This window comes from Kribbella sp. NPDC051718 (assembly GCF_040681515.1).
Taxonomy (GTDB): domain Bacteria; phylum Actinomycetota; class Actinomycetes; order Propionibacteriales; family Kribbellaceae; genus Kribbella.
In genome coordinates this window covers 348,167-374,287 of the sequence record NZ_JBFAYZ010000001.1, presented here as the reverse complement: position 1 = coordinate 374,287, position 26,121 = coordinate 348,167, and the positions used below count along the sequence as shown (strand labels likewise).

At 67.6% G+C, this 26,121-nt stretch carries 22 protein-coding genes; 7 read left to right on the top strand and 15 right to left on the bottom strand.

Features of this window, described 5'->3' with window-relative positions; all coding sequences use genetic code 11:
• The first annotated feature begins 85 nt into the window (after positions 1-85).
• Positions 86-970, top strand: a complete 885-nt coding sequence (locus AB0M15_RS01760) for a Gfo/Idh/MocA family oxidoreductase (RefSeq protein WP_363812890.1) — start codon at positions 86-88, stop codon at positions 968-970.
• Here the strand turns inward: AB0M15_RS01760 and AB0M15_RS01755 are convergent.
• Both AB0M15_RS01755 and AB0M15_RS01750 read right to left on the bottom strand, forming a co-directional pair.
• Entirely contained in the window at positions 954-3,218 is a 2,265-nt protein-coding gene (locus tag AB0M15_RS01755; RefSeq protein WP_363812888.1) for a PQQ-binding-like beta-propeller repeat protein, read from the bottom strand. The two genes, AB0M15_RS01760 and AB0M15_RS01755, sit on opposite strands and share 17 nt — an antisense overlap.
• Before the next feature lie 70 nt (positions 3,219-3,288).
• A complete protein-coding gene (locus AB0M15_RS01750; RefSeq protein ID WP_343979849.1) occupies positions 3,289-3,603 on the bottom strand; it encodes a helix-turn-helix domain-containing protein in 315 nt (104 codons plus the stop codon).
• 91 nt (positions 3,604-3,694) lie between these two features.
• Between AB0M15_RS01750 and AB0M15_RS01745 the strand changes: the two genes are divergently transcribed.
• Complete coding sequence (locus tag AB0M15_RS01745) at positions 3,695-4,885, top strand: MFS transporter (RefSeq protein ID WP_363812886.1); 1,191 nt, start codon at positions 3,695-3,697, stop codon at positions 4,883-4,885.
• 12 nt (positions 4,886-4,897) lie between these two features.
• On the opposite strand, the gene AB0M15_RS01740 is transcribed toward AB0M15_RS01745, so the two are convergent.
• From AB0M15_RS01740 to AB0M15_RS01715, 6 genes are all read right to left on the bottom strand, one after another.
• A complete protein-coding gene (locus tag AB0M15_RS01740) occupies positions 4,898-5,770 on the bottom strand; it encodes an RNA polymerase sigma-70 factor (RefSeq protein WP_363812884.1) in 873 nt (290 codons plus the stop codon).
• A 16-nt stretch (positions 5,771-5,786) separates the two neighbouring features.
• Complete coding sequence (locus tag AB0M15_RS01735; RefSeq protein WP_363812882.1) at positions 5,787-7,796, bottom strand: AAA family ATPase; 2,010 nt, start codon at positions 7,794-7,796, stop codon at positions 5,787-5,789.
• A 47-nt stretch (positions 7,797-7,843) separates the two neighbouring features.
• Positions 7,844-8,641, bottom strand: a complete 798-nt coding sequence (locus AB0M15_RS01730) for a phosphatase PAP2 family protein (RefSeq protein WP_363812880.1) — start codon at positions 8,639-8,641, stop codon at positions 7,844-7,846.
• A gap of 168 nt (positions 8,642-8,809) precedes the next feature.
• The gene (locus AB0M15_RS01725; protein WP_363812878.1) at positions 8,810-9,697 is read right to left on the bottom strand and encodes a carbohydrate ABC transporter permease; all 888 of its coding nucleotides are present in this window, start codon (positions 9,695-9,697) and stop codon (positions 8,810-8,812) included.
• Positions 9,694-10,596 carry an ABC transporter permease subunit gene (locus AB0M15_RS01720; RefSeq protein WP_363812876.1) on the bottom strand — a complete coding sequence of 301 codons (903 nt, stop codon included), beginning with the start codon at positions 10,594-10,596 and terminating at the stop codon, positions 9,694-9,696. The genes AB0M15_RS01725 and AB0M15_RS01720 overlap by 4 nt, the downstream gene beginning before the upstream one ends.
• Positions 10,597-12,219, bottom strand: coding sequence for an extracellular solute-binding protein (locus tag AB0M15_RS01715; protein WP_363812874.1), 1,623 nt, complete (start codon positions 12,217-12,219; stop codon positions 10,597-10,599).
• 59 nt (positions 12,220-12,278) lie between these two features.
• Between AB0M15_RS01715 and AB0M15_RS01710 the strand changes: the two genes are divergently transcribed.
• Genes AB0M15_RS01710 through AB0M15_RS01700 form a run of 3 tightly spaced genes read left to right on the top strand, consistent with a single transcriptional unit; the run spans position 12,279 to position 14,942 of the window.
• A complete protein-coding gene (locus tag AB0M15_RS01710; protein ID WP_363812872.1) occupies positions 12,279-13,328 on the top strand; it encodes a sialidase family protein in 1,050 nt (349 codons plus the stop codon).
• Complete coding sequence (locus AB0M15_RS01705; protein WP_363812870.1) at positions 13,325-14,266, top strand: dihydrodipicolinate synthase family protein; 942 nt, start codon at positions 13,325-13,327, stop codon at positions 14,264-14,266. The genes AB0M15_RS01710 and AB0M15_RS01705 overlap by 4 nt, the downstream gene beginning before the upstream one ends.
• A 4-nt stretch (positions 14,267-14,270) precedes the next feature.
• Complete coding sequence (locus tag AB0M15_RS01700) at positions 14,271-14,942, top strand: FCD domain-containing protein (RefSeq protein ID WP_363812868.1); 672 nt, start codon at positions 14,271-14,273, stop codon at positions 14,940-14,942.
• Between the two features lie 116 nt (positions 14,943-15,058).
• On the opposite strand, the gene AB0M15_RS01695 is transcribed toward AB0M15_RS01700, so the two are convergent.
• The 3 genes from AB0M15_RS01695 to AB0M15_RS01685 form a co-directional block, all read right to left on the bottom strand.
• A complete protein-coding gene (locus AB0M15_RS01695; RefSeq protein ID WP_363812866.1) occupies positions 15,059-16,699 on the bottom strand; it encodes a DNA repair helicase XPB in 1,641 nt (546 codons plus the stop codon).
• A gap of 174 nt (positions 16,700-16,873) precedes the next feature.
• Entirely contained in the window at positions 16,874-17,497 is a 624-nt protein-coding gene (locus AB0M15_RS01690) for a carbonic anhydrase family protein (protein WP_363812864.1), read from the bottom strand.
• 28 nt (positions 17,498-17,525) lie between these two features.
• Entirely contained in the window at positions 17,526-18,287 is a 762-nt protein-coding gene (locus AB0M15_RS01685) for a carbonic anhydrase family protein (RefSeq protein ID WP_363812863.1), read from the bottom strand.
• Between the two features lie 152 nt (positions 18,288-18,439).
• On the opposite strand from AB0M15_RS01685, the gene pepN reads away from it, so the two are divergent.
• Positions 18,440-20,872 carry an aminopeptidase N gene (pepN, locus tag AB0M15_RS01680; RefSeq protein WP_363812861.1) on the top strand — a complete coding sequence of 811 codons (2,433 nt, stop codon included), beginning with the start codon at positions 18,440-18,442 and terminating at the stop codon, positions 20,870-20,872.
• A 1-nt stretch (position 20,873) separates the two neighbouring features.
• Here pepN and AB0M15_RS01675 read toward each other — a convergent pair whose 3' ends face one another.
• On the bottom strand, positions 20,874-23,162 hold the full coding sequence (locus AB0M15_RS01675; protein ID WP_363812859.1) for a helicase C-terminal domain-containing protein: 2,289 nt from the start codon (positions 23,160-23,162) through the stop codon (positions 20,874-20,876).
• A 58-nt stretch (positions 23,163-23,220) separates the two neighbouring features.
• Complete coding sequence (locus tag AB0M15_RS01670) at positions 23,221-24,027, bottom strand: GNAT family N-acetyltransferase (RefSeq protein WP_363812857.1); 807 nt, start codon at positions 24,025-24,027, stop codon at positions 23,221-23,223.
• 81 nt (positions 24,028-24,108) lie between these two features.
• On the opposite strand from AB0M15_RS01670, the gene AB0M15_RS01665 reads away from it, so the two are divergent.
• A complete protein-coding gene (locus tag AB0M15_RS01665; RefSeq protein WP_363812855.1) occupies positions 24,109-24,891 on the top strand; it encodes an alpha/beta hydrolase in 783 nt (260 codons plus the stop codon).
• Here AB0M15_RS01665 and AB0M15_RS01660 read toward each other — a convergent pair.
• A complete protein-coding gene (locus tag AB0M15_RS01660; protein WP_363812853.1) occupies positions 24,878-25,255 on the bottom strand; it encodes a DUF427 domain-containing protein in 378 nt (125 codons plus the stop codon). The two genes, AB0M15_RS01665 and AB0M15_RS01660, sit on opposite strands and share 14 nt — an antisense overlap.
• A gap of 68 nt (positions 25,256-25,323) precedes the next feature.
• Positions 25,324-26,115, bottom strand: a complete 792-nt coding sequence (locus AB0M15_RS01655) for a metallophosphoesterase (protein WP_363812851.1) — start codon at positions 26,113-26,115, stop codon at positions 25,324-25,326.
• Positions 26,116-26,121 lie beyond the last annotated feature (6 nt).

Below are 26,121 nucleotides of genomic sequence, written 5' to 3'. Positions count from 1 at the left end.
CCGGTGACGGCCCGTACCGACCGATCCGGGGCTCCCGGTTAGGGTCGTGGCCAAAGCGATATCGGCTCGTCACAAGGGAGACACCATGCGCTTCGGATTGGTCGGAACAGGGCCTTGGGCTCAGTTGACCCAAGGGCCTGGCCTTCAGGCTGCCGAAGACGTCGAGTTGGTCGGTGTCTGGGGCCGGAACGATGGCAAAGCGAACGTCTTGGCTACAGATCTGAAGGTCACGGCCTATACCGATTACGCAGAGTTACTCGCCGATGTGGATGCGCTCGCCTTCGCGGTACCTCCGAACGTGCAGGCGTCGATGGCGCTGGAGGCCGCGGCGGTCGGCAAGCACCTGCTGCTCGACAAGCCGGTGGCCGATTCGCTCGACGATGCCAAAGCACTCGCCGAGGAGGTGACCAACGAGGGAATCGCCTCAGTGGTCTTCTTCACGGGCCGGTTTCAGCCGGAGACCCGGGCATTTTTCGATCAGACCCAGCAGGCGGGCGGCTGGAAAGGTGGCTGGTCCCGGATGCTCGCTTCGCTCGACGCACCCGGTAACCCCTTCGGCGGGTCGCCCTGGCGCCGGGAGCAGCGGGGCGCGCTCTGGGATGTCGGACCGCACGCCTTGTCCAACCTGATCGGTCTGCTCGGCCCGATCGGCGACCTGCGCGCAGTGGGTGGTCAAGGCGACCTCGTCCACCTCGTCCTCACCCATGAGTCGGGTACAACGAGCACTGCGAGCATGACCCTGTCGGCGCCGCCGGAGGGCATCAGCTTCGAGACCGCCGTCTGGGGAGAGACCGGTACTGCGATCCTGCCGACCCCCGAGACCACAGCCGTCGACGCGTTCGCCCTGGCCGCCACCGAGCTGGTAGCCGCCGCCGAGTCCGGCGACTCCCATCCGGTCGACATCACCTTCGGCACCCGAGTCGTAGAACTACTTGCCAGTGCCGAGTCTCAGCTCAGTGCAGGGCGATGACGCCGGCTGGACCTGAGGTGAGGACCAGATTGCCGATGGCTACCGGGTCGCGGCTACAAGAGATGCCGGTGGGGAGGGCGACTCGGCGGAAGCCGCTGCTGTCGATGATGTTGGCCGCACAGCCGCCCGAGCTGCTGCCGCCCAGCGACACGACCCGGCCGTCCGCGGTCACTGCGACCCGAGTGCGAGGGTCCACCGGCGCGGTGGTCTGCCAGGCGGTCTGACCGGTCTGCGCGTCGATCGCGGTGACCACCGTCTTGGTGTTCTGCTGACTCTCCGGCCCAGGGCAGTCCACGACGATCAGCAGCCGCCCCGCCGGCTTCAGTAGCGTCCGGCAGGACCAGTTCGCCGGTACCGGCCACCGCCACTTCGTCTCACCGGTACGCGGCTCGATCGCCACCAGCGCGACCGGTACGTCGGAATCGCCGCCCGGCTCGGCCACCACGACCAACCCGCCGACCACGACCGGCCGCCGGTACATGTCGGTCGGCGACTTGCTCCAGAGCTTCTTGCCGCTCTTCAGATCCAGCCCGGCCACCTCATCGGGCTGGCTGCCGCAACTGTGCCCGAGGAAGGCCACCACAGTCTCCGAGGTCGCCACTGCTCCGATGTCAGTACAGCGGCCCGGCTCGAAGGTCCACCGGCTGTCGCCGTCCGGGTCGACTCCATAGAGCTTGTCGGAGCCGCGGGAGAACCGCTGGCCGGTCAGCAGCGGGTCGGCCTGCTGGATGCTGTGGTCCCGCGTACTACCCGGCCAGGCCGCCTTGCGCTTGCCGGTGTTCGCGTCGAGGAGGAGGTACCCGATGTCGGGAAATGACGCCAGCACGTACTCACCGTTGCCAGTGGCGACGATGTCCGGCTTCTCGTCCGAGTCGGACCGGCTGTAGCGCCACCGCAGCTCACCGGTGGCGGCGTTCAGCATCTCGACCACACCGCTCTGCCGCGGTACAGCGATCCCGTACTTCGTCCCGACAGCCTCCTCGGCGCCGGCGCTGGTCAGAGCCCTGCTGACCCAGGTGACGCCACCGTCGAGCAGCGAAGCAGGCATCTGCGCGGCCGGCCCGCGTGGACCTTCCGACCGCTCGTTGGAGCCCAGCACATATCCCCGGGCGATCGGCTGCACGACCAGCAGAAGCAGCAACGCGATCACGCCCGGGACAGCGAGCCATGAGAGTTGCTGGCCCAGATTCCGGGTCGGCAGGAATCGTGCGTTCCTGGTTCGCAGCAGGGAGGCGACCAAGGCCGCAGTACCGGCTAGGAGAAGTAATAGGAGGGCGGCGATGACTAGTGGGACGCGGAGGCCGATTCCGACGGCAGGGTTGGTCACTGGGACCTTCGCCCAGGCAACCAACAGTCCGGTGACCGCAACGGCCACCACCGTGCCAGCGATCAGCCTTGCGGGCTGACTCGCGCTGCGGGACGTCCGGAAGAGCAGTGGCGCGCAGATGAGCGAGAACACGGCCAGAGCGACCGGCGGCCAACCAGCCTCGGGCTCCACCGCCGGCACCTGCCAGGGAGCTCCAGCCGCAGCTATCGAGGTCACTGTCGCCGCAATTGCCGAGAAGGTCGCAGTAGCCGCCAGGGCAGCCTGCTGCCAACCACGCCAGGGCGCCGGCAACTCGCTGTCGAGTCCGGTGAGCTCGGCCTCCAGGTTGGCGCGAGCGAGCGCGCCCATCCGCTGGCGAGCCAGTTGAGTCCGGTAGAGATGCCCGTCGAGCAGGACGCGCACTTCGTCGTACCGGCGTCCGATGGCGGTGGTGCGGTCGCCCGCGTCCCGGCGTACCTCGGAGGCATGCGCGGCATAGCGGGCCGGCGCCGTTGCCATGATGCCGTTGACCGCATCGAGCAACACGTCGCCGTTCGCGTCGCGCCGCGGCGGTGCATAGGAGTCGGTCGGCGGAGTCGCCAGATCGCCAGTGAGCCGGACGAGCCGGGCCACCTCGGCGATGCGGATCGGATCCACTCCGTACGCCGGGAGCGTCTGCTCGACCAACCGGGCCGACGACTCCGCGTCCTCGGCGGACCCGCCGCCGGGCTGGTGCACCGCCCGATGGAACCAGGCCGCGAGCCGCACCGAGGTCGGGTCGGTGCTCAGCTGGATCAGCGAATCGAGAGTGCTGAGGACTGCTTCGAGGTACTGATCGCGGTAAGCGCGACGGCTCCGCTCGACGTAGCGCGCGACGAGGTCGTCCGCCAGCGGCGCAGAGCCGGGCAGCAGCTCGTTCCACCGTTCACGCAGGACCACCACCGCCACAGTCTGCCAGCCCGACCACAACGGTGACCGCTCGATCGGCGCACCTCTGCCTTGCGGTTGCGGATCAGCGGCGTGCTGCGAGGACTCCGGACAGCAGGCCGGGGTAAAGCTCCTCCAGGTCTTCGCGCCTGAGCTTGCTGATCCGGCGGGTGCCCTCGGTGTGCGTCGAGAGCACGCCGGCCTCGCGCAGGGTGCGCAGGTGATGAGCCCGGGTCGAAGCCGTCACCGGCAGCTCGATCTCGCCGCAGGCGATGCCCTCGGGGACGTCCGCCAGGGCTCGGACGATCTGCAACCGGACCGGTTCGCCCAGTGCCTGCAGGACGGCCTCGACGCGGATCTCCTCGCGGTCGGGCTGTGGCAGGGCTTTCGAGGTGCTCATAGGTCCATAGTACGACGCCGGTCGAACTTCGATGACAATCGTAGTACGATCAACATCGAACAAACCCCTGAGTCTTCTGGAAGGTTGTTTCATGTCCGCACGGATCTACCTGCTGGCCGCCGGCGCCTTCGCCGTCGGCACCAGCGCGTACGTCGTGTCCGGGGTGCTGCCCGCCGTCAGCTCCGAGCTGCACGTCTCGCTGACCGCCGCGGGCCAGCTCGCCACCGCCTTCGCCCTCTCGTACGCCGTCGGCGCGCCGCTGCTGTCGACGTTGACCGGTCGCTGGGAGCGCCGCACGCTGCTGATCGCCGCGCTGCTGCTGGCCGCGCTCGGCAACGGGATCGCGGCGATCGCGACGAACTACCCGATCCTGATCGTCGGCCGGATCGTGGCGGCCTTCGGCGCCGCTGCTTACACGCCTGCGGCCACCCTGTTCGCGACCAAGTTCCTGCCGCCCGAGGAGCGGGGTCGAGCTGTCGCTGTGGTGTTCGGCGGATTGACCTTCGCGCTCGTTCTCGGCGTACCGGCGGGCAGTTTGCTCGGTGACAGCCTCGGCTACCGCGGGGTGTTCGCCCTGATCGCCGCTGTCTGCCTCGTGGTCACGCTGGCCGTCCGGTCCGCGCTGCCGACAGTCGAGGCTCCTGAGGCCGTTAGCCTGCGTGAGCGCTTCGCCGGCCTGGCGGACCGCCGCGTGCAGACCGTGCTCGCGATGACCGTGCTCGCCGTACTGGCGACCATGAGCGTCTTCATCTACGTAGTGCCGCTGCTGGCCGAGACTGCCCACCTCAAGGGCGGCACTGTCAGCATCCTGCTCCTCGTGTACGGCGTGGGCGCAGTGCTGGGCAATCTGGTCGGTGGTCGCGCCACTGACCGCTTCGGCAGCCTGCGGACGCTGACTGTCACCCTCATCGGCTTCACCGCCGTCATCGCCACTCTGACCTTGACGGCCACCACCGTGGCCGGTGCGGCCGTCGCACTGTTCGTGTGGAGCCTCTTCACCTGGGCGTTCAACCCGCCGATCCAGAACCTGCTGCTGGAGATGGGCGAAGGCGGTGGCCTGCTGCTGGCCATGAACGCGTCGGCGATCTACCTGGGCGCAGGACTGTCCGCCGTGGTCGGTGGCGTGATCATCAACCTGGTGGGGGTACAGATGCTGCCGCCGATCGCCGCAGTACTCGGCTTGCTCGTCATCGGCCTCCTGGTGACGCTCCGCCGCAACCCCGCGCTGCAGCAGGTCGAGCACCTGGACGAGGAGACCGAGTACGTGACTGAAGCGGCCTAGCGGCCCGTGTCGCTAGCTGAAGGACAGGTGGGCCAGCTTCTCCGGGTTCAGCATCCACTGGATCTCGTCGATGCCGTCGGCCGAGGCGCTGATGCTGATCACCACGAAGACCTCGCCGTCGCGGGAGGCCACGGCGGACCAGCCGCCGTTGGTCTCCGCGAAGGTGAGGTCCGAGCCGGTCCAGAAGGTGCCCGCGAAGGCGGCCGTGACCTTGGCGATGACGTCGCCGCCGACCAGCTGCACCTTGGTGGCGCGGACGATGCCGCCGCCGTCGGAGTAGCTCACGGCATCCTTGGCGAGCAGCTCGACCAGGGTCGCCAGGTCACCCTCCTGGGCGGCGGCCATGAAGGCCGCCAGCAACTTCCGCTGCTCGTCCTTGTCGACCGGCTCGCGCCGCTCCTCGGCCAGCCGCTTGCGCGACCGGCTGACCAACTGCCGGACGTTCGCCTCGGACAACTGGACGATGTCGGCGATCTGGTCGTACGGGTAGTCGAAGGCCTCGCGCAGGATGTACGCCGCCCGCTGGGTCGGCGACAACTTCTCCAGCAGCACCAGCATGGCCAACTCGAGCGCCTCACCCCGCTCGGCGCCCAGCGTCGGGTCGGCGCTGGTGTCGACCGGCTCGGGCAGCCACGGCCCGACGTACGTCTCCCGCCGGGCCCGGGCCGACTGGCTGGCGTTGATCGCCAGCCGGGTCGTCGTGGTCGCCAGGAACGCGGCCGGCTCCCGGACCGTACTGCGGTCGTAGGCCTGCCACTTGACCCACACGTCCTGGACCAGGTCCTCGGCCTCCTGGACGCTGCCGAGCATCCGGTAGGCGATCCCGAACAGCCGGGGCCGTACCCGGCCGAAGTCGACAGCAGCCTCGTCCAGGTCAGTAGTCACGAGACCCAGCCTACGATCAGGCCGTCAAGACCCCGGGTAGGTCCTCGCTGTGCAGGACGGCGAGCGAGGTGACCGCACGCGTCAGGCAGACGTAGAGGCGGCGCAACCCGGTCCGCTCGTCCGCCTCGCCCGCGACGATCCCGGCCGGCTCCACCAGCACTACGTGGTCGAACTCGAGACCCTTAGCCAGACCGGCCGGTACTACGTCCACGTGAGCCTCGACGTCGTCCTCGTCGCCCAGTACTGCGTAGCTCAGCCCCTTGCCGTCCAGAGCCTTCCGGGCCGCCGGGACCAAGGCGTCCGGAACGATCAGCCCGATCGAGCCCGGCCGGTCCATCACGCGGCCGACCGTGTCGACGGCGGCGGCCATGCTGTCGGGCACCCGCGTGATGTCCAGCTCACCGCGGGACCGTCGTACCGCGGTAGGCGGCGTCAGGTGGGGCGCGATCTGCGGGAGGAGGCGTGCGGCGTACTCGATCACCTGGCCGGGTACGCGGAAGCCTGCGGTCAGCTCCTCGGTGTGGGCGCCGCTCTTGCCCAGGTGCCCGAGCGCCTCGTCCCAGGACGGTGTCGCCCACGGGGTCGTGCCCTGGGCGATGTCGCCGAGCACAGTCATCGAGCCGGTCGAGCACCTGCGCCCGACCGCTCGGAGCTGCATCGCCGACAGGTCCTGCGCCTCGTCCAGTACTACGTGTCCCAGGCTGGGCGTCCGGTCGACCAGGTCAGCGATCTCGTCGATGAGGGTGGCGTCCGCAACCGACCACTTGGCGGCTCCTGCCGAACGGGGAGCCTTCTCCCAGAGCAGTAGCGCCTGCTCGTCCTCGGTGAGGACCCCTGCCGCGTGTTCGGCCAGTAGCTCGGCGTCGGTGAACAGCTGGAACAGCAGCTTGGCCGGGTCGATCGCGGGCCACAGCGCATCGGCGTACTGCTTCACTGGGCGGCTCCGGGCCACGGAGTCCTGCACGCGGTCGTCGGGGGAGTCACCGGCCGCTTCCATCCGCAGTAGGACGGCATGCGCGAGTCGCTGCGGCAGCATGGCCCGGCCGGCGCCGTACCGGACTCCGCGGGTCCGTAGCTCGTTGACGAGCTCCTCAGCCTGGTACGCCGCCACTCGCCATCGGTGAGATCCCCTAGGGACTACTAAGGGTTCCTTGGGCAGCTGGACCTGAGACCAGACCGCCCGATGCAGTACTTCCGCCAGCCGCGCATCTCCCTTGAGCACGTCCAGCGCGGCCGGACCGGGCCCGGAGACCTTGACCCGGGCGACCATCTCCTCGACCGTCGTCTGCTTGGCCTCGATCTCGCCCAGCGCGGGGAGTACATCGCCGATGTACCGCAGGAAGCTCGCGTTCGGGCCGACCACCAGGACCCCGGACCGGCTGAGCTGGTCCCGGTACGCATAGAGCAGGTACGCCGCCCGGTGCAGCCCGACGGCCGTCTTCCCGGTGCCCGGCGCGCCCTGGACGCAGATGGTGTCCTCGACGCCCGCGCGGACGATGATGTCCTGCTCGGGTTGGATGGTGGCAACGATGTCGCGCATCGGGCCGGAACGGGGCCGCTCGATCTCCGCGTCCAGGATGTCGCTGTGCTGCTCGGGAACGGCCGAGCTGGTCAGGTCCTCGTCCTCGAAGGCGGTCATCTCGCCGTGCGTGAAGCCGAACCGGCGGCGGATCCCGACGCCCAGCGGGTCGGTCTTGCTGGCCCGGTAGAACGGCACCGAGATGTCTGCCCGCCAGTCCACCACAAGCGGTTCGCCGGCCTCGTCGTTCACGTGCCGGCGGCCGATGTGGAAGGTCTCCTCGGCCGGTTCGAGGTAGTCCAGCCGGCCGAAGAACAGCGGTACGTCGGGGTCGTCCTCGAGCTCCTTCATCCGCCGCCAGATCGCGGCCTTGAGGAACTCGGTGTTGACCGGGTCGGCGCTGGCGATCTCCAGCGATCCGGTCTTCTCGCGCATCACCGCGAGCGCGGCGCGGGACGTGCTGAGGTAGGTCTTCTCGGCCTGAAGGATGGGGTCGTCGGGGGGCATGCAGGGACCTCCGCACAGCGGTCGAGGGTCAGGGAAGCCCCGTCACGTTACTTGAGCGCCAGCTCCGGAGCGACTGATTTATCCACGACAGGCCGGTCGGCGTGCAGTCCGGGCCTGAGCAGCAGCGGCAGCGTGACACCCAGCAGGATCAGCGCGACGATGCCGTCGAGCCAGTAGTGGTTCGCTGTCATGACCACCACGGCGAAGGTGATGATCGGGTGCAGCAGCCACAGCCAGCGCCACTTGGTCTTGGTGATCAGGATCATCGACAATGCGATCAGGGCGGCCCAGCCGACGTGCAGGCTCGGCATCGCGGCGAACTGGTTCGCCACCCCGCCGGAGGCGTCGGGGCCGTACACCGACTGGCCGTACAGCAGGCCGGTGTCGACGAATCCCGGCATCATCCGCGGCGGCGCGAGCGGGAACAGGATGTGACCGACCAGGGCCAGCCCGGTCAGCGCGACGATCGTCCAGCGCACGTTGGAGTAGGCCTGGGGCCGCCAGATGCTCAGCCAGATCAGTACCGCGCCGGTGAGTGGCGCGTGCACCGAGGCGTAGTACAGGTTTGCTCCCTCGACCAGATGGGGGACCTGCAGGGCCGCGTGCTGCAGCGTTGCCTCATTGGGCAGATGCAGCCAGTTCTGCCACGCCAGTACGTCGCGGGCGTGGCCGCGGGCCGATCCGGTGTGCTTGCCGGCGAACTGCCGGCCGGCCGTGTAGATCCCGAACATGGTGGCCAGCAGGACTGCTTCCCGCACCACCCGCCACACGACCGGCGCAGCCCCCGATGGGGCGCGCCCCCGCTCACCAGCCAGCTCCACCTGCTCCAGTGCGTGTGTCCCCATACGCCTCGACGGTACCGGTCAGAGCCTCGAGAATGACCCAGGCTGAACCCTGATGTTGCCCTGGGCAACCCCCGAGACACGCTTCGTGACCGTGCCGTCACCCCCCAATCCCCGGTTGTCTGCCTTCTATTACGCAACCCGGGGCGGGCCTGGTCCATTCCTTTTCGGTCAGCCCTTCACCGCGCCGGTCAGTACGCCCTTGGCGAAATGCCGCTGCAGGAACGGATAGACCAGCAGGATCGGCACGATCGAGACCACCAGGATCGCCATCTGGATCGACGCCTGGGGCGGCAGCCGCTCGGTGCCGAGCTCGGCGCTGCCCAGTTGGGTGTCGTTGATGACGTACGTGCGTAGTACCAGTTGCAACGGCCACAGCTTGCTGTCGTTCAGGTACAGCAGCGCGGAGAAGAACGCGTTCCAGTAGCTCACTGCGTAGAACAGGCCGATCACCGAGAGCACAGCCTTCGACAGCGGCAGCACGATGTAGCCGAACGTCTTCAGCTCACCGGCCCCGTCGATCCGGGCGCTCTCGGTCAGCTCGCCCGGCAGATTCGCGAAGAACGCCCGCAGCACGATCACGTTGAACGCGCTCACCATCGTCGGCACGATCAGCGCCCAGAGGCTGTCCAGCAGCCCGGCCCCCTTCACCACCAGGTACGTCGGGATGATGCCGGGCGAGAAGAGCATGCTGAACAGCACGACGAGCAGGATCGGCCGTCCGGCGGTGAAGCCCGGCCGGGCCAGCGAGTACGCCAGCAGGGCGGAGACCGTGAGGCTGAGCAGCGTACCGATCACCGTGACGAAAACGCTCACGAACAGTGCCTGGGTGACCACGCCACCGGAGAACAACGTCCGGTACGCCCCGAAGTCCACCGAATGCGGGAACAGCACCAGGCCACCCGACTCGTTGACCTGCTTGTTCGGCGCGATGCTGGTCGAGATCACCGCCACGAACGGCACGATCACCGCCGCACAGAACACCAGCAACACCGCCCCCTTGAACCCTCGCATCGGCCAGGACGGCAACTCCACGCCGTTGACGATCCGCCGGCTCATCTGCTGTACACCCCTTGCTCTCCGAAGATGTGTGCGACCTTGTTGGCGGCCAAGACCAGGACGACGCCGACGATGCCCTTCACCAGGCCGACCGCCGCGGCCACGCCCCAGGCGCCGCCGATCACGCCGTTGTTGTAGACGTAGGTGTCCAGTACTTCGCTGACGTCGCGGCCCACCGCGGCCTGCTGCAGGATGATCTGCTCGAAGCCGACGGTCAGCGAATCGCCCAGCCGCAGGATGAAGAGCAGGATGATGATGCCGCGCAGGCCGGGCATGGTGACGTGCCAGAGCTGTTTCAGCCGGCTCGCGCCGTCGACGCTCGCCGCCTCGTAGAGCTGCGAGTCGATCTGCGAGAGCGCCGCCAGGAACAGGATCGTCGCCCAGCCCGTGTCCTTCCAGATGATCTGCGAGGTCAGCAGGACGTGGAAGAGCTCGGAGTTGCCGATGATGTCGAGGGTCGCCAGGTCGTGGGATCTCAGGTAGTTGTTCAGCAGGCCGCTGCCGCCGAGCATCTGCTGGAACAGGGCGACGACGATCACCCAGGACATGAAGTGCGGGAGATACAGGATGCTCTGCGCGATCCGCTTGATGCGCTCGGAGAACAGTGAGTTCAGCAGCAGGGCCAGGGCGATCGGTGCGGGGAACACGAAGACGGATTGCAGGCTGGTCAGGATCAGGGTGTTCCTCAGGGCGTCGAGGAAGGCCGGGTCGCCGGTGAAGATGACCGAGAAGTTCTGCCAGCCGGCCCATTCGCTGCTGCCGATGCCGAGGAACGGCTGGTAGTCCTTGAAGGCGATCACGTTGCCGAGCAGCGGTACGTAGTGGAAGGCAACGATCAACGCCGTACCGGGCAAGGCGAACAGCAACAGCACCCGATCGCGTCTGAGCTTTTGGAGCATCTAGCGGCCTGCCGCGTCGGCGAAGGCCTGCTCCAGCTCGGTGCGCATCGCGTCGCCGCCGGCGGACCTCCAGGTCTTGACCGCCGTGCTCCAGTCCGTCACCGGCTTCTTGCCCTGGACGATCTGGTTCTCCAGGTCGGTCAGCGTCTTGGCGAGTTGCGTCTGCTTCTTCGACTGGGTGTCGGAGTACAGCCCGTACGACGCGTCGTAGGTGAGCCGCGACGCGACCTTCGCCTGGATCGCGTGCTGCTTCTGCGGTACGTCCGGCTTGCCCGCCCAGTAGAGCGCCAACGTGGAGTCGCTGATGTACTGCAGGCCGATCCCCGTCTCGACCGAGCCGAGCTTGGTCGGTACCGGATCGGTGCCGGTGAGCGCGTAGTGGCGGCCCTCGAGACCGTACTTGCGGAACAGGTACTCCTCCGTGCCGAACGGCGCCGCCATCCAGTTGGCGACCTTGAGCAGCGTCTCGACGGAGTGCTTGCTGCTCTTGCTGAACGCGGTGAGGTTGTTCAGCGCCGACCCCATCCAGGGCGCGCCCAGGCCACCGTCGAAGCCGGGGACGTCGAGCATGTTCACCGAGAACGCGTCGCCGGCCGAGTTGTCGGCGTAGTACTGGTTCCAGGCGACGAAGCTGTCGTAGTCGAACGCGGCCGTACCGCCGTTGAACCACTGCTTGCGTGCGGTCGCCTTGTCGTTGAACGCGTCCGGGTTGATCACCCCGGCGGCGACCATCTTCCGGCCGGCCTCCAGCGCCTCGGCCTGCGCCTCGTGTTCGTACATCGAGGTGAACTTGCCGCCGTCCTCCTTCCAGACGTTGGGCACTGCGAGCATCTGCCGGATGGTCGACAGTGGCACCCGGGTCCAGGCCCACTTGTTCTGCTTGGCCGCGGTCATCTCCTTGGCCAGGTCGAAGAACTCCTGGAAGTTCTTCGGCGCGGGGTCCTTGATGCCCTTGGCAGCGAGGAGATCCGCTCGATACAGAGGTAGTGACGTCCGGGACATTCCACGCGGGACCGGTACGCCGTAGATGCCGCCGTTGAAGACGCAGCCTTTCCAGTACTCGCTCGGGATGTTCGCCAGGAACGGGTACTTCGCGATCGCGTCGCCGGAAAGGTGCTCGGTGAGATCCATGCACTTGGCCTTCACCAGGCCGGGGATCTGCACGGTGTCGACCGGGATGTTGAGCAGGTCGGGCAGGTCGCCGCCGGCGATCCGGGTGGCGAACTTGTCCTTGTACTCGTCGTTCGACGCCATGCTGATCTGCAGCTCCGAGCCGAGCCGCTCGTTCAGCGCCTGCCAGAAGGCGTTCTTGTCCAGTGCCGGTGGGATCGCGCCGGGGATGTTGGTCAGGAACGTGATCGGCCGGCCGTCGCCCGGCTTGTCGGTGATCGTCTTCAGGGGGTCGGCCGGGTACTTGAGGAAGCCGTCGAGCACCAGGTCCGTGCCGGGCAGGTCGGGTTTGACGCCGGTGAAGCGCGTGAAGGTGGGGAGTTTGACGGCGAGGTTGGCGGCCGCCTGGTTCTTCTTGCCGGCCGCGCAGCCGCTGATCAGCGGGGTGCCGGTGACCGCGACCGCCGCCGCGGCCAGGCCGCCACCGAGGAACGTTCGTCTGCTGAGCTGCATGAGGCCTCACTTCAGGGGAGCGATTGTGACTGCGGCCTCACAGTGACATAGTACGTCCTATGTCTTCAAGAGTCGGCGATCCTTCAATCGTCTTCGAGCCGGGTGGTGGGCGCCATCACACGTATCGGACTCCGGCTGTAATCGCTGCTGGGGAGGCGTTACTGGCGTTCTGCGAGGGTCGGCGGCATTCGGCGGCGGATGCGGGGGAGATCGAGGTCGTCCTACGTCGGTCGGTGGATGGAGGTCGGACGTGGGCGCCGGAACAGGTAGTTTCTTCGGTTGCCGGGAAGACCTGTGGGAACCCGGTGCCGGTGGTCGACCCGGCGAGCGGCGACGTTGTACTGGTCACCTGCCAGAACGGGGCCGACGCGGACGAGCTCTCGGTTGCTCGCGGTCTGGATGCTGAGGTTGGGCGTCGGGTTTTCGTGCAGCGCAGTGGTGATGAGGGTTTGACCTGGACTGCGCCGGTGGAGATCACGGCGTCGGTGAAGGCCGCGGACTGGGGTTGGTATGCGACCGGGCCGTGTCATGGGATCGCACTGGCCGGCGGGCGGCTCGTCGTACCGGCCAATCATTCCTTCGTGCCTGAGCAGGTCGACGGTGGGCACTGCATCTTCAGCGATGACGGTGGGGTCACGTGGTCTTGCGGGTTCGTCGATCGGAACGACGGCGATGAGATCAATGCGAACGAGACGACTGTGGTGGAGCTCGGTGATGGGCGGCTCTACTTCAACGCGCGTAACCATCGTGGGACGGGGGCGGCGCGGGTGCATGCGTGGTCGTCGGATGGTGGGCGCACGCTGGATGCGCCGTACGAGGGGATCGCCGGTGTGATGGCGCCGGGGATCCAGGGGAGTGTGTTGCGGGTCGGCGATCGGTTGTTGATGTCCACGCCGGTGGATCCTTCGGTGCGGCGTGAGCTGACCGTTTTCGTCAGCGACGACTCGGGCGTGAGTTGGCGGCCGGGGGTTGTGGTCCATCCGGGGATGTCCGGGTACTCCGATCTCGTCGCGCTGCCTGGCGGGCGGGCCGGGATCTTGTACGAGGCGGGGGAGACGTCGTCCTTCGCCACTCTGCGGTTCGCAAGCTTCGATTGGAGATCTTTGTGACCACCACCGCCCAGAAGCTCACCGGGGTTGTGCCGCCGCTCGTCACGCCGCTGACCGCGGAGTACGACGTCGACACTGCGTCGCTCGCCTCGCTGGTCGCGCATCAACTCGAGGGCGGGGTGCGGGGCGTGTTCGTCCTCGGTACTTCGGGTGAGGGGACGTTCCTGACCGACGAGCAGCGGCAGACGGTGATGGAGACGGTGGTCTCGGAGGTGGCCGGCCAGGTGCCGGTACTGGCTGGGGCGATCGATACGTCGACGGCGCGGGCGGGGGCGTATGTGTCGGCGGCCCTGAAGGCCGGGGTGGACGGGATTGTTGCCACGGCCCCCTTTTACGCGGCGACGCATCCAGCGGAGATCGAGCGGCACTTCGTCCGGCTGGCGTCGGTTGCTGGGTCGACACCGCTTTATGCGTATGACATCCCGTCTCGCTTGGCTGGGATCAAGCTGCCAGCGGGCTTGCTGATCGAGCTCGGCCGGCAAGGCGTGCTGGCCGGGGTGAAGGACTCGAGCGGACAGGAGACGAGTCTGCGGCGGCTGGTGCTCGATCGGGCTGATGCCGGGCTGGCTGACTTTGCGGTGATGACCGGGTCGGAGCTGACCGTTGACTCGGCGCTTTCGTTTGGCGTCGACGGGGTCGTACCGGGGTTGGGCAATGTGGATCCGGCTGGGTACGTACGGATCTTCGACGCTGTGGCTGCCGGGGACGCTTCGGGTGCTCGGAGGGAGCAGGACCGGTTGTTCCGGTTGTTCGAGATCGTCGAGGTGGCGGACCGGGGGCGGATGGGGTTGAGCTCGGCAGCGCTCGGTGCCTTCAAGGCCGCGCTGTACCTGCTCGGGGTGATCGCTTGCCCGCTGACGGCGTACCCGTCGATCCCGCTCGACGCGGATGAGATCAGTCGGGTTGGCGAGTTGCTGGACCAGGCCGGGTTACGGTGACTGCGTGAACCAGTCCTTCATCCGCGATCAGATGAAGTCGTTCATCCTCGAACGCGGCCTGCAAGCGGGCGACCCGCTGCCCAACGAACAAGAGCTGATGGTCCAGCTAGGCGTCGGCCGCCACCCGCTCCGCGAGGCAATCAAGGCCCTGCAAGCAGTAGGCATCATCGAAATCCGCCACGGCCACGGCACCTACGTAGGCCAGGTGACCCTGCAATCCCTCGAGGACGGCCTGGCCTTCCGCATGTCCCAGTCGATGGCCGGCGACCTACGCGACGTCCGCAACGTCCTGGAAGTCCGCCAGGCTCTGGAGGTAGGCCTCGCGTCGGAGGTCGTCGCCCACTTCTCCACCACCGGCGTCTCTCATCTGGAAGCCCTGGTCTCCGCCATGGAGTCCAAAGCGTCCGCCGGCGAATACTTCCCCACCGAGGACTGGGCCTTCCACGAAGCCCTCTACAAACCCCTGGGCAACGCCCTCATCATCGACTTCCTCAGCGTCTTCTGGCGCACCTTCGCCGACGTGGACCCCCGCCTCCCCGGCCCCCGCTACACCCCCTCCGACGCCGCCTCTTGGCACCGGGACCTCCTCACCACCCTCAAGTCCGGCGACCCCGAATCCTTCGCCCACTCAATGAAGTCCCACTTCATCGGCATCCACACCAGGCTCGGCGAATGACCCTCCTAGGCATCCTCCTAGCCACCCGCCCACGACGCAGCTCAAGCCAACCGCTCCGCAGGCCCTTACCTCAAACGAGTCCCCTGCCCTTTGATCCTTTGCGACGATCTTCTGGACTAGGCGAAGAGGTTTTCGGCGTCGACGATTGTGTAGGCGTAGCCTTGTTCGGCTAGGAAGCGTTGGCGGTGGGCGGCGAATTCTGCGTCTACTGTGTCGCGGGCGACGATGGAGTAGAAGCGGGCTGTGCGGCCGTCGGTTTTGGGGCGGAGGACTCGGCCCAGGCGTTGGGCTTCTTCCTGGCGGGAGCCGAAGGTGCCGGAGACCTGGACGGCTACCGAGGCTTCGGGGAGGTCGATGGAGAAGTTGGCTACCTTGCTGACTACCAGGCGGTCGATTTCGCCGGTGCGGAAGGCTTGGAAGAGGCGCTGGCGTTCCTTGACCGTGGTTTCGCCTTTGATTACTGGGCATTCCAGGCGTTCGCCTAGTTCGTCCAGTTGGTCGATGTACTGGCCGATCACCAGCATCGGCTCGCCTTTGTGGTGGTCGGCGATCTGGCGGACCAGGCGGGACTTCGCCGGGGTGGAGGCGGCCAGGCGGTAGCGGTCTTCGGGCTCGGCGGTGGCGTAGACGAAGCGTTCGGTTTGTTCCAGGTCTACCCGGACCTCGACGCAGTCCGCGGGGGCGATCCAGCCCTGCGCTTCGATGTCCTTCCAAGGGGCGTCGTAGCGCTTCGGGCCGATCAGCGAGAAGACGTCGCCTTCGCGGCCGTCCTCACGGACGAGGGTCGCGGTCAGGCCGATCCGGCGGCGGGTCTGCAGGTCGGCGGTCATCCGGAAGATGGGGGCGGGGAGCAGATGCACCTCGTCGTACACGATCAGGCCCCAGTCGCGGGCGTCGAGCAGCTCCAGGTGCGTGTAGACGCCCTTCCGCCGGGTCGTCATCACCTGGTACGTCGCGATCGTCACCGGCCGGATCTCCTTGCGGGCACCGGAGTACTCGCCGATCTCGTCCTCGGTCAGCGTCGTCCGCTTGAGCAGCTCGTCCTTCCACTGCCGCGCCGACACCGTGTTGGTCACCAGGATCAGCGTGGTCGCCGACGCCTGCGCCATCGCGGCCGCGCCGACGATCGTCTTGCCGGCGCCACAGGGCAGCACGACGACCCCGGAACCGCCGTGCCAGAACGCGTCGGTCGCCTGCTGCTGGTACGGACGGAGGTCCCAGCCATCTTTGACCAGGTCAATCTTGTGCGCCTCGCCGTCGACGTACCCGGCGAGGTCCTCGGCCGGCCAGCCGATCTTCAGCAGCGTCTGCTTGAGGTGCCCACGCTCGGACGGATGCACCATGACGGTGTCGTCGTCGATCCGAGCGCCGATCATCGGCTTGATCTTGGCCGAGCGGAGTACCTCCTCCAGCACCGGCCGGTCCGTCGTGACGAGGACCAGCCCGTGCTGCGGGTGCTTCTCCAGCCGGAGCCGCCCGTACCGATCCAATGTCTCCGCGATGTCGACCAGGAGCGAGTGGGGGACCGGGTACCGGCTGTAGCGCAGCAGTACGTCGATCACCTGCTCGGCGTCGTGTCCGGCCGCCCGGGCGTTCCACAACCCCAGCGGCGTCAGCCGATAGGTGTGCACGTGCTCGGGCGCCCGCTCCAGCTCTGCGAAGGGTGCGATCGCCTTCCGGCAGTCGGTCGCCTCCGGGTGGGCGGTCTCCAGCAACAACGTCTTGTCGGACTGAACAATCAACGGCCCGTCAGTCACTACAGCTTCTCCCGTCACCAGCAACAGGTGGAACACTCCACCCGACCCTCCATTGTGCCTCGTGCTGGCAAATGGCCGCCTAGCGGACTCGGCGCTGGCGGTCGTCCTCCTCGGCCTGGCTACGGCCGCTCTGGTCGCAGCCCGTTGAGCTGACTCCGCTGGGCCGGAGCCGGCTCAGGTGCTCTGATCGCGGTAGTGGACCGTGCGGCCGTTCAGCGGCTGCATCATCCGGCTGTCACCGGCTGGGAAACGAAGACGGAGGTTGTGCAGCGACGCCGCCTGGATCGACCGGTGGCTCCTGAGGATCAGCCAGGACACCGGCTCGCTGTACGGCGGGGTGGTCAGTGAGCCCTCGTACCGGAAGGTCGAGAGGTCATCCGGCAAGCTGGCCGCCAGGGCGGCTTGTGGGACGTACACGTCCGGCCCACCCTCCTCCGGCACTACGGCGAGTACTTGGTCCTGGACGGTCCCGCCCTTGCCGCCGGAGGTCAGGAACAGCGCGATGACGAGCGCCTCACCACCCGGCCCGCTGTGCACGAAATGCTGCTCCAGCGGGAACTGCCGGCCGTCCAGCCGGTGCTCGGAGAAGGTGTGGAAGTGGAAGTTGACCAGGTCGTACCGGACCCCGCCCAGCGTCACCCAGGCCGCACCGGCCGGGATCGGGGCGAGCACTGTCCTGCCGCTGCCTTCATACCGGAGCGACAGGTCGAGTGCGGACGGGTAGTGGACCCGTAGGGCCGGCACGCCCGGGTTGTTCACCGCATGGATGCTGTGGATGTTGATCGGGCTCTGCGGCACGGCTGAAAGGTAGCCGATGCCGCAGTTCTCAGTGCTGCGGGCGGTACTTGACCGTGCGGCCGTTGAGCGGGTGGACCGGGCGGCTGTCCCCGGACGGGAAGCGGGTCTGGAAGTGGTGCAGCGACGCAGGCAGGATCGCCCGGTGGCTCTTCAGGACCAGCCAGGACACGTGCTCGGTGTACGGCGAGGTGGTCAGCGAACCGTCGTACCGGAACGTGGACAGGTCGGTCGGCAACGCGGTCGCCAGGTTGAGGTGCTGGAGGTGGATCTCCTCCCCGCACTCGAACGGCACATTGGTGAGCACCTTGTCCTGCAGGGTGCCGCCGGTCCCGCCGGTCGTGATGAACAGTCCGATGACGAGCTTCTCGCCGTTCGGCCCGGAGTGCACGAAATGCTGCTCCAACGGGAAGTGCCGGCCGTCCAGCCGGTGCTCGGACAGCGTGTGGAAGTGGAAGTTGACCAGGTCGTACCGGACCCCGCCGAGCGTCACCCAGGCCGCGCCGGCCGGGATCTCGGCGAGCACGGTCTCCTCGGCGGTACGCGACTCACACCCGCCGGGCTGGCCCTTGTCCTTGCTCTCGTACCGGACCGACAGGTCCAGCGTGGCGGGGTAGTGGATCTGTACTGCGGGCAGCTCAGGACTGTGCACCGCGTGAAGGGGCTGGATGTTGATCGGGCTCTGCTGCGGGACTTGCGCCGACGCGCTCGACAGCAGGCCGGGGGACGCTACGGCCGCGGCGGTCGCCGAGGCTCCGAACAAAACGGCACGACGGGATACGGAAGATGACACGGATGAACTCCGAATTCGGGCGGGAATAAGGGGTCGAACGACAGGTGCCTCATACACCTGTTCGAGGAAGGTAGCTGATCGTGCAGTTGGCCTCCGCGCGGGTTCCGGATAATTCGATGTCCCTGGAAACCGGTTCGTGGGAAGGTGCGGGGATGGCCGTCCTGAGTCTGACGCGCGCCGAAGCCGAGGAACGCGCCCGGCTACTGACCATCCAGCGGTACGACGTCGCCGTCGACCTCACCGACCTGCCCACCGGCACGCGGGTGGTCTGTACGTCGACAATCGCGTTCAGCTGCCACGAGCCGGGCGCGACCACCTTCGCCGACTGCGTCGCGGAGATCGAGAGCGCCGTCCTCAACGGCGTCACGTTGCTGGCCGCCGTCGACGGGCGGATCGCGCTGACCGGGCTGGCCGCGGACAACGTGCTCGAAGTGACGACCGTGATCGCCGACAGCACGGCGGCGCAGGGACTCCGCAAGGCGGTCGATCCGGCGGATGGACGGGTCTACTTCTGGACCGACCTGCCCCCGGAGGTCACCCGCTACGTGTGGGCTTGTTTCGACCAGCCCGACCTCAAGGCGCCGCATGCCTTCACGGTCACCGCGCCGGCCGATTGGCTCGTGCTGACCAACAGCGGCGACCCGCAGATCGAGACGGTCGAGGGCGGACGGCGGTGGGTCTTTCCGCCGACGCCGCCGCTGTCGACGTACAACCTGGTGATCAACGCCGGCCCGTACTACGAGTTGCGTCGCGAAGGTGCCGGGCATGACCTCGGGCTGTTCGCGCGGCAGTCGCTGGCGCCGATTCTGGATCGCGACGCCGATGAGCTCTTCACGCTCACCACGCAAGGGCATGAGTTCTTCGCCGAGGTCTTCGGGATGGCGTTCCCGCAGCGGAAGTACGACCAGGTCTTTGCGCCCGAATTCGCGGGTGCGATGGAGAACTACGGCTGCATCACGTGGATGGACTGGTTCCTGCGGCGCAGTACGCCGACCAAGGCCGAGTGGGATCTCTTCTCGCGCTATCTCCTCCATGAGCTTGCACACCAGTGGTTCGGGAACATCGTCACGATGCGCTGGTGGGACGATCTGTGGCTGAACGAGGCGTTCGCCGAGTTCGCCAGCAACTGGGCCGCAGTCCGTGTGACTTCGTACTCCGATGCGTGGGCCGCGCACCTGGCCGGCGAAAAACTCAAGGCCTACCTGGTCGACCAAGGCCCCACCACGCATCCGATCCGCCAGCCCGTCAACGATGTAGCCGAAGGCGCCGCCACCTTCGACGCCATCACGTACCCCAAAGGCGCGTCGGTCCTCCAGCAACTGATGACGTACGTAGGCGAAACCCCTTTCTCCAAAGGCTTAACCAAGTACTTCGCCAAGCACGCCTGGTCCAACGCCACCCTGGAGGACCTGATCACCGCCATCGCCGGCGAAACCGACCGCGACCTCCAACGCTGGAGCGCCGGCTGGCTGGACGAGTCCGGCACCGACCGCCTGACCCTGGAACAGGACGACACCGGCTGGACATTGGTTGCCGAGGGCCCCCACGGCGAACCCCGCCCACAGATCCTCGCCGTAGGCGCCTACCGCCGCCGACCCGAGGCGCTTGAGCGGGTTGCGTTGGTTGAGGTTGAGGTGGTTGGGCGGCGTACTCGGCTTGAACTACCTGCTGGGGCTGACTTTTTCCTTGTCAATGACGATGACCTGACCTTTGCGTCGACGCGGCCGGATGTGAAGACCCGGGGCAGCTTCTTCGGGGATGCGGCTGGGTTGCCTACTCCGATTTCGCGGGCCGTGGCGATTGCGACGGCGTGGGACATGTTGATCACCGGTGAGGCTACGGCGGCTGAAGCGGTGCGTTGTTTGACCGGTGTGGTGAGGGTGGAGACGTCCGAGTCGCTGGTGGAGCCGCATCTCAATCGGGCTGTCGATGGCGCGTTGCTATGGAGTTCGGAGACGGTGCGGGATGAGTTGGCGGCTGAGGTGGCTGCTACCTGCCGCGCTCTGGCCGGCAACCCGCGGGTTCGCAAGGTGGCGCTTCGGGGGTTTGCCAGGACTGCGGCGGACCTGGACAGCGTTGGATGGCTTCAGAGTGAAGCGGGCGACGACGTAGACCTGCAATGGCGAGCTCTGGTCCGCAAGGCTCAGCTCAAAGCTGATACCACCGCCGAGGTGAAGGCTCTGCTGGCCAGGGACCAAGATCCTGAAGCCTGGGTCAGCGAGCTGACGGTTCGTGCGGCGATACCTGAGCAGGGCGAGAAGCAGGCGGTCTGGGACCGGTTGGTGAATGAGCAGGACGTGCCGCTCGGCTCGCTGCATCAGGTGACAGCTGCCTTCTGGAGCCCGGGGCAGGACGAGCTGTTGAAGCCGTTTGCCGCGAAGTTCCTCGAACTGGTCCCCGAGATCAGCAACTGGGGACAGATGGCCGCGACGACCTACACCCGGGTCCTCATCCCAGTCTTCGGGGTCGACAACACCTTCGCCCCGAAGATCCAGGCACTGGCTGCGGACGCCGAGCCGGTGGTCCGCGCCAACCTACTGGAGAAGACCGACCTGCTGACCCGCATGCTGCGAGCCCGCGCCTGACCTACTTCTCGACCGGCCGCGCGTTCGCGATCCGGTGCAGCGCATAGGTCCGCGGCTGATCGGCATCTTCGTCGTACGCCGTAAGCCACCCATCCGCGACCCGCACCGGCTCCACGATCCGTTCCGCCGGCGTCCCGTTGTGGTCGACGTACGAGATCCAGGTCCGCGTATGCGCCTCAGCCGCCTCACTGAGCACGCTGATCGTCTCAGCAGGCGCCGTCGTATCGCCCGACGTGTGCTCAGCCGGCCGCTCGGCCGCGACCCGATCACCCGACCGGACCTTCTCGATGACCGCCTTCACCTGGTCCTCGGTCAGCTCCATCGCGTTGTCGGCGAAGTCCCGGCTGGTACGCCGACGAGGCGGCTCACCCCGCCGATGCCCAGCCGTCGTCACGTGCACGACGCCATCGAAGGTCTCACCCAGCGGCGCCAGCCCCGCATCCCGCAACCGAGCCAGCACCAGATCAGGCGCCGACGGCGACACGACCACAGTGGGCGCCAGCCGCCGGAAGCGGATACCAGGCAGGTTGGCGCTCAACAGCCCAGTCAGCACGTTCTCGTCATCACACCGCAAGTACGTCGAGGCAGCGCCGATCCGCAGCACACCATGCCGCCGCGCCACATCGTCGATCAAATACGTCAACGGCTGCGGCACAGGAGTCCGCGAGTGCTCAGCCAACCACTTGTGCAGCTGATCGCTGGTCTTCCCGAGATCGAAGGCCCGCCGCACCGAGCTCTCACTGAAGCGATAGACCCCACCGCCACCATGCGACTCCATGTCGGCCATGGAAGCCAACTCATCCTGTACTTCGCGCACAAGCGGCCCCGGCGCGACAGCGGTCAGATCAGCCTGCAGCAGCACCTCAGACACAGGCTCAGGCACCAGCGGCTGGATAGCAGCTGCCAGCTCATCAGTAGTCGGCTCATCCCTCAGCAGCACCGCAGAGTGCGAGGCAAGCGTGCCCAGCCCAGTGAGCCCGAGCAGAGCCGCCTCGGTGATGGTCCACTCGACCAGGTCATCCCGGAACTGCCCACCACGCCGCGGCCGATGCCACGCGACCCAGGTGACCACGGACTCGACAGCAGGCGCAGTACCTGAGGCAGCCTCCGACAGTGCCCGCAATGTGAGCAGCCGGATCTCCGGCGCCAGCAACCGCTCCAGATCCGGCGCCAGCGCATTCACCAGCCGCTCGCGAGCAGCAGCCGTCGCACCGCCGCTGTCCCGTCGACCGATGAGTCCGATTGCCCGCAGCCCGGTGAACCAGGCGTGGACCAGCACGGCCCAGCGGTGCGCGGTATCGAGCTCCAGCCAGTCGTCGTAGGCGCCAGTGGGCAACCACATCTCGCTGTTGCCGACCTCAACGGCCGCGACCAGCCCTGCGGAGTACGCGACCTCCAGGACGGCTCCAGCGGTCTGCTCCTCGGCGCCGATCTTGGTGGCGAGGGTGCGGAGCTCACGGACGCCGATGCCACCGGTACGGAGTACAGGCGGAGGTTCTGTGGCTAGTTGCTCAAGTGTGCGGTCCACCTGGCGTACGAGATCCAGTGCGGCTCCAGCCGCGGCACGGTCGGCTATGGCGTTCGATACCGGCTTGCCGTCCAGCGGGGGAGGCGTGGGCCGAGTGGAGGCCAGCACCCGACCACCGCGCAGATGCAGGCCGATCTGCCGCGGCAGCACGACAGTGGTCGCGTCCTTCGGTACTACGAGCCCGCGCGCCAGCAGTTGCTCGATCGGAGACCGGGCAGACGCGATCGTCACCGGGCGCTCGGCCTTCTCGACCGTGCCGGTGGGCGGACCCCAGGTGAGCTTGTCGAGCACCTCGCGGGCTTCCGGGCCGGCGTCCTCGATCAGCTGGTCGAGATCGCCGAAGTGCCGGGTCGTGAGCGGTCCGAGCCCGGCCGGTGTCGGCCCGAGGAGCTCGTGCACGGCCCTGATCGGGCGCAGGTCGTCCTCGGTACCCCAGACCAGCGCGAGTGCGAGCAGCTCGGTCACCCGCGGCTGAACCACCTCGACCGGCTGGTCGACGCCCTTGGCCAGCGCCTCGACGTCCACCGGCTCGGTGAGCGCTGACAGCGCCTCCAGCAGATCGACGCTGAACTCGTCGAGCCGGTTGATCGCGCGGGCGGCGGAGGCGTTGGTAGTCGCCCGGGCCGCGAGCTGGCCGGTGTCGGCCGGAATCGGGGTCGCCAGGTCAGGCCGGTGCCGGAGCAGCTGCCCGAGGGCAAGGTCGTCCCAGCCGCGCAGTGCCTCGGCGAGGGTACGGGGGCGGGTCCGCTCGGTGTTGCTCATCCCTCCAACGGTATGCCCATTACCCCAACCCGAACGATTCCCGGCTCAACTCTTGTCGCTATTCAGCAGGTTCAGCAGGCTCGGCGGCGCCCGCATGGCCGATCCGGCGGAAGCCGACTCGCTCGTAGACCGCCGCGATCGCGTCGCTGCCGGCGGAGAGCAGGACCAGCTCCACACCGTTGGCGAAGGCATGCTCGACCAGGCAGCTGGTGACCGCGGCGCCCAGACCCTGGCGACGCATCGCCGGGAGGGTGGCCACGCCGACGATCTCGCTGGCGTCGCCGACGGGCTGGTGGATGCCGGACGCGACGATCCCCTGGTCGCCGTAGACGCCGGCTGTGATGGACAGGCCAGCCTCGGCCCGCTCGACGAGGGCCGCAATCTTCTCGTCCGTGGATTCGGCTGCGCTGGCGTCCCGCGCCTCGATCCCGCCCTCGCCGATCGCCGTACCAGGCGTGCCGAAGCCCACATCGGCCACCGCGCGGGCCTGCCGCAGCAGGTCGGGGGTGGCCGGCAGGATCTCGCATTTCAGCGAGGTGGTCAGCGGGGTGAAGTCGGCCCGTTCGAGCACGAGCAGTGGGTACTCGGTCACCTCCAGCCCGGCCTCAGCAGCTGCCGGACCGAGCGAGGGACAGGTCTCGACCACCCACTCGAGGTTGAACGGCAACCCGAGTTCGGCACACCGAGCCCGCAGCTCTTCGAGGTCGGCGGCGGTGACGGTCGCACCCGACCCTGGGACCGGGCGAGCGTAGTACGGCCAGATGGTCGTGGACCGGAACAAGGTGAACGGCCCGACATCCAGCGCCTCGGCACCGGACAGCGGGGCGGCGTGCAGGTAGTCGTCGACTCTCGAGAGATAGCTCATCACCGCGCAGTGAAGCAGGCCGCCGGGCTCACCAGCAACCAAATATGTCGAGGACCGCCAGGCCGCTCCGACGTCACCGGCATGGACACCACACGCTCAGCAGACGGTACGACGATGGCCTACGACCGATCCGGCTCCGGTACGCCGGTGATCCTGGTCAACGGAGCACTCTCCACTCGCAGCGGCATGCAACCGTACGCCGAAGCGCTGGCGCCGGAGTTCACCGTCATCACGTACGACCGCCGAGGCCGCGGCGACAGCACCGACACCAGCCCGTACTCCGTCGCCCGCGAGATCCAGGACCTTCAAGCGCTCATAGACGCGGTCGGTGGAAGCGCAGCCGTCTACGGGCACTCGTCAGGCGCTGCGCTCGTCGCGATGGCCGCCAGTAGCCTCCCGATCACCCGGGTCGTGCTGCACGAGCCGCCGTACGGACCGGACGACGAGGAGTCGCAAAAGCAGTCCGATGAGGACGGCGCGGCAGTACTACGCCTGCTCGCGCAAGACCGCAGAATCGACGCCGTCGCCACCTTCCTCACGATGGCGGGCATGCCGTCGGAGGCTGCGACCGAATACGCGAAGACACCCGGCATGGCCGAAGTCGCGCACACGCTCGCCTACGACTTCGCCGTCATGGACCACCCCGCGAAGGGTGGCATCGTGCCGGTCAGCCTGCTCGAGACCATCCAGCAGCCGACGCTGGTCGTCGCCGGCTCGGCGAGTCCCCCGTTCATGACCGAGGCGGCGCGTTCCGTCGCCAAGGCGCTGCCGAACGGGAGGCTCGTCGAGCTCGACGGCCAGCATCACGTAGTACCGGCGGAGGTGCTTGCGCCGGTACTCGCAGAGTTTCTCAGTCCGCGATGATCTCGATCGAGACGCGGTCGGGGTAGAAGGCGACGTGGTCGCGGATGTCCGCCACCGCGTCGTACGGCTGCTCGTAGGTCCAGACGGCGTTCACGCCCTGCTCGCCACCGGGGACGATGCTGAAGTAGTTGGCGTCGCCCTTGTACGGGCAGTAGGTCTCGTTGTCGGTCCGCTGGAGGAGCGTCATGTCGACGTCCTTGCGCGGGATGTACTGCGCGGCCGGGTAGTTGGCCTCCTGCAGCGACAGCGCGTCACGGCTGTCCGCGATCACCTGACCGGCAACCTTCACGACCACGCGGTCCGGGTTCTTCTGGACCGTGATGGGGTGGTCGGGACCAGGAATCTTGACCGGCTTGTCAGACATGGCTCAGCTCCAAAGGGCGTGCGGCATCTACTTCAAGCGTCAACCACCCCTGGCGCCGGGGCATTCCGTCAGATCGGCAGCAGTTTGACGACCAGGCAGGGCCCGCCGTCGAAGGTACCGCCGTCGATGCCGAGTGCCAGCCCGTCGGCGTACAGCAGCGGACCGGTCAGGTACGCCGGGTCGATGCCGAGCTGGTCGGCCACGATGCTGTGCCCGTGCACGATCCGGCGGCCGCCGAGCCGGTCGAGCAGTTCGGCCGCGATCACCGGGCCGGCCTCGCCGCGGAACGCGTACCGCGACGTCATCCGGCGCCAGATCTCCCACCAGATGGTGATCTCGTCGCTGTGCAGCTCGGTCCGGACGTTCGCGTTGATCTCGTCGATCGAGTCACCCCAGGCGAGGTACTCCTCGGTGTCGGAGTGCATCAGCAGGTGATCGGCGTCCAGCCCGAGCATCGGCCGGTCGAGCAGCCAGGCCACGTCGTCGTCGGTGAGCAGCTCCTGGTCGCGGTCCTGGCCGCCGTTCAGCGCCCAGCTGCGCTCGAAGCTGCGCGACGTGATGCCCTCGTGCGGTACGAACGTGTCGCCGAACTTCCGCATCCCGAGCGCCAGGATCTCGTGGTTGCCGAGCAGCACCCGCACCTCGCCCTGCCCAGCCTCGGCCTGCGCCACCAGCCGGCGGACCAGCGCCAGTACGCCGACGCCGTCCGGACCGCGGTCGAAGAAGTCGCCCAGGAACCACAGCCGGACGTCCTGGTCAGACCAGTTGCCCTCGGCGTCGATCAGCCCGGCCTCCTGGAGCGCCGCGACAAGTTTGTCCGGATGGCCGTGAATGTCGCTGACCGCATACACCGCGGTCACGCGCGG

Bases quoted from the DNA above. Each gene is read 5' to 3' on its own strand.
- AB0M15_RS01760 (WP_363812890.1), top strand. From the start codon at position 86: ATGCGCTTCGGATTGGTCGGAACAGGGCCTTGGGCTCAGTTGACCCAA.
- AB0M15_RS01750 (WP_343979849.1), bottom strand. From the start codon at position 3,603: ATGAGCACCTCGAAAGCCCTGCCACAGCCCGACCGCGAGGAGATCCGC.
- AB0M15_RS01745 (WP_363812886.1), top strand. From the start codon at position 3,695: ATGTCCGCACGGATCTACCTGCTGGCCGCCGGCGCCTTCGCCGTCGGC.
- AB0M15_RS01735 (WP_363812882.1), bottom strand. From the start codon at position 7,796: ATGCCCCCCGACGACCCCATCCTTCAGGCCGAGAAGACCTACCTCAGC.
- AB0M15_RS01730 (WP_363812880.1), bottom strand. From the start codon at position 8,641: ATGGGGACACACGCACTGGAGCAGGTGGAGCTGGCTGGTGAGCGGGGG.
- AB0M15_RS01725 (WP_363812878.1), bottom strand. From the start codon at position 9,697: ATGAGCCGGCGGATCGTCAACGGCGTGGAGTTGCCGTCCTGGCCGATG.
- AB0M15_RS01720 (WP_363812876.1), bottom strand. From the start codon at position 10,596: ATGCTCCAAAAGCTCAGACGCGATCGGGTGCTGTTGCTGTTCGCCTTG.
- AB0M15_RS01715 (WP_363812874.1), bottom strand. From the start codon at position 12,219: ATGCAGCTCAGCAGACGAACGTTCCTCGGTGGCGGCCTGGCCGCGGCG.
- AB0M15_RS01710 (WP_363812872.1), top strand. From the start codon at position 12,279: ATGTCTTCAAGAGTCGGCGATCCTTCAATCGTCTTCGAGCCGGGTGGT.
- pepN (WP_363812861.1), top strand. From the start codon at position 18,440: ATGGCCGTCCTGAGTCTGACGCGCGCCGAAGCCGAGGAACGCGCCCGG.
- AB0M15_RS01675 (WP_363812859.1), bottom strand. From the start codon at position 23,162: ATGAGCAACACCGAGCGGACCCGCCCCCGTACCCTCGCCGAGGCACTG.
- AB0M15_RS01670 (WP_363812857.1), bottom strand. From the start codon at position 24,027: ATGAGCTATCTCTCGAGAGTCGACGACTACCTGCACGCCGCCCCGCTG.
- AB0M15_RS01665 (WP_363812855.1), top strand. From the start codon at position 24,109: ATGGACACCACACGCTCAGCAGACGGTACGACGATGGCCTACGACCGA.
- AB0M15_RS01660 (WP_363812853.1), bottom strand. From the start codon at position 25,255: ATGTCTGACAAGCCGGTCAAGATTCCTGGTCCCGACCACCCCATCACG.